This window comes from Bradyrhizobium sp. (assembly GCF_049798375.1).
Classification (GTDB): Bacteria; Pseudomonadota; Alphaproteobacteria; order Rhizobiales; family Xanthobacteraceae; genus Bradyrhizobium.
In genome coordinates, this window is the sequence record NZ_JBARGP010000673.1 from 1 (window position 1) to 2,342 (window position 2,342).

The window sequence follows — 2,342 nt, forward strand, 5'->3', positions numbered from 1 at the left end:
GACAGAATTAAGGATCTGTTCGACGCCTATGCGGCTGGTCGTGTCAGCCGTCGAGATCTGATGCGCGGCGCCGCCCGTCTCGGCGTCACCGCGGCAACCGCCAACTTGATGCTGGGGTCCTCGCTGGTTGGGGCAATGGCCGGCGATTATGACTGGCAGGCGCAGAAGGGCACGGCGATCAAGCTGCTGCTCAACAAACATCCGTATGCCGACGCGATGATCGCCGATCTCGAGAACTTCAAGAAGATGACCGGGATCGAGGTCAGCTACGATGTGTTTCCGGAAGACGTCTATTTCGACAAGGTGACGGCGGCGCTGTCGTCGAAGTCCGATCAGTATGATGCTTTCATGACCGGCGCCTACATGACCTGGACCTATGGTCCGGCCGGATGGGTGGTCGATCTCAACGAGTACATCAAGGATCCGAAGAAGACCAATCCGAACTTCGCCTGGGATGACGTGATGCCGGGCTTGCGCGCGTCGACCGCCTGGAACGGCGTACCCGGCGGCGAGCTTGGCTCGGCGGATGCCAAGCAATGGTGCATTCCCTGGGGCTATGAGCAGAACAACCTGACCTATAACCGCAAGATGTTCGAAAAGGCCAAGGTCAGCGTGCCGAAGAACCTCGGCGAGTTGAAGGAGACGGCCGCGAAGCTGACCAAGGATCTCGGCGGGCCCTATGGCATCGGCGTACGCGGATCGCGCTCCTGGGCGACGATCCATCCGGGCTTCCTGTCGGGCTACGCCAATTTCGGCGAGAAGGATTTCACGGTCAATGGCGGCAAGCTCAAGGCCGCGATGAATACCGCCGGCTCGAAGGCGTTCCACCAGCAATGGGTTGATATGATCAGGGAGTCCGGCCCGAAGAACTGGTCCACCTACACCTGGTATCAGGTCGGCACCGATCTTGGCGCCGGTGCATCCGCCATGATCTACGACGCCGATATTCTCGGCTATTTCGAGAACGGCGGCGACAACAAGGAGAAGGGCAATCTTGGCTATGCGGCGTTCGCGGCCAACCCCGCCGCAAAGGCGCCGACACCGAACGTCTGGATCTGGTCGCTGGCGATGTCCAGCTTCTCGAAGAAGAAGGACGCGGCCTGGAAGTTCATGCAATGGGCGACGTCGGTCGAGCACGATCTGTTCGGCGCGCGCAAGATGGACTTCGTCAATCCAGTCCGGGCCTCGGTCTGGAAGGATGGTGAATTCCGCGACCGTATCGCCAAATCCTATCCAGGCTATCTCGATCAGTATGAGGCTTCGGCTCCGGGTGCGAAGATCTACTTCACCGCGCAGCCGCTGTTCTTCGATGTCACCACGCAATGGGCGGAAACGCTGCAGAAGATGGTCGCCAAGGAGGTGCAGGTCAGCGAAGGCCTCGATCAACTGGCCGCGAGCATCGACAAGCAGTTGCGGGAAGCCGGCCTCGGCTAAACCTTCTCCGCATCTTCGCCCCGTGTAATGCCTGCTCCGCCCGACCCCTTTGGGGTCGGGCACCGGAGGCCTTCCCATGACGTCACAGCCCATCGACGAGCCCATTCGTGTCGTCGATCGCCGCCCCGTCGAGTGGCTACCTTATCTGCTCAGCCTGCCGGCGCTGTTGGTGTGCATCGGCATCCTGATTCCGTTCGTCACCGCGTTGTATTATTCAGCGCTGCGGTTTCGGCTGAACCTGCCGGCCCTGAAGGGCTTCATCTGGTTCGGCAACTACACCAATCTGCTGTATGATTCCGAATTCTGGAACACCGTCAGCGTCTCGCTGCGCTACACGGCCATTACGGTCGGCGTCGAGCTGGTGTTCGGGTTGATCATCGCGCTGCTGCTACAGCGGCAGACCCGTCTCAACAATTTGATCTCGGTCTTGCTGCTGCTGCCGCTGATGACCGCGCCCGCCATTGCGTCGCTGATGTGGAAGCTGATGACCAACCCGAATTTCGGGATCCTCTCCTATCTCGTCAGCCTCGTCGGCGCGTCCGATTTCCGGTGGGCATCGAGCCCATCCACGGCGTTGTTCACTGTCGTCCTGGTCGACGTCTGGGTCTACACGCCGTTCATGATGGTGCTGCTGCTGGCCGGGTTGCGCTCGCTGCCGCAGCAACCGTTCGAGGCGGCGGCGTTGGATGGCGTTCCCAGGCTGTTCGTGTTCTTCCGGATCACGCTGCCGATGCTGTCGCCCTACATCATCACGGCAAGCCTGTTCCGCCTGCTCGACGCCATCCAGCAATTCGATATCATCTACGCGATGACGCAAGGCGGGCCAGGCAACACCTTGCTGGTGTTCCAGGTTCGCGCCTATCTCGAATTCTACCAATACACCAATGTTGGGAAATCGGCGGCGCTGC

2 protein-coding genes are annotated in these 2,342 nt (G+C 60.5%); both read left to right on the forward strand.

Features of this window, described 5'->3' with window-relative positions; all coding sequences use genetic code 11:
• The coding region (locus tag WA702_RS26250) for an ABC transporter substrate-binding protein (protein WP_425113456.1) at window positions 1-1,434 on the forward strand (1,434 nt) is incomplete at its 5' end.
• 76 nt (window positions 1,435-1,510) lie between these two features.
• Window positions 1,511-2,342 (forward strand): carbohydrate ABC transporter permease (locus WA702_RS26255; protein ID WP_425113457.1); only part of this gene is annotated, 832 nt, incomplete at its 3' end.